Genomic DNA, 518 nt, shown 5'->3' with positions numbered 1-518 from the left:
GTGCCAGATAACGATCTTCCGTGTGCCGGCGTTCACGCTTTCGTTTGATCATCATGTTTAACATTATCGCCCCTTATATTGCCTGCTGGCGCTTCAGTCGGACTGATGGCCTTATGTGTACCGAAATGTTTTACGCAATGTAGCGCATTGGCGTCGAATGTGTTGGCAGGATGAACTCACTGCCTGATATTCCAGACAGGTCCGATGCTGATTCTGTGGTTACCTTTATTTAGTTCAATTTCTGTCAATAAAAATCCGGTAAATTTCCCGCTGATTTGTCCGCCAGGCCTGCAGTTTTTTTGTTCATGTGCCGATACTAATGGAGGAATGGAATTCACATTGTCAGGGGGAGGCCGGATGATCATAAGTATTGCGGTGAATGAACTGCAAACGGGGATGTATTTATACAAGCTGGATGTGTTCTGGCTTAAGCACCCGTTGGTACACAATGAGATGCTGCTGTCTGACGCCGTGCACATCCATGCCATCCAGCAAAGCGATGTTCGTGAGGTGTGGAT

General features: G+C 47.1%; 1 protein-coding gene. It reads left to right on the top strand.

Going from position 1 to position 518, the window contains the following annotated elements; genetic code table 11:
* Positions 1 to 204: 204 nt before the first annotated feature.
* Positions 205 to 518, top strand: a 314-nt coding sequence (locus tag WH277_RS28595; protein WP_445235284.1) for a DUF3391 domain-containing protein, incomplete at its 3' end; no start/stop codon positions are given.

The sequence above is a fragment of the Erwinia sp. MYb416 genome (assembly GCF_037479575.1).
GTDB classification, from domain to species: Bacteria; Pseudomonadota; Gammaproteobacteria; order Enterobacterales; family Enterobacteriaceae; genus Erwinia; species Erwinia rhapontici.
This window is presented reverse-complemented; position numbering and strand designations above follow the sequence as displayed.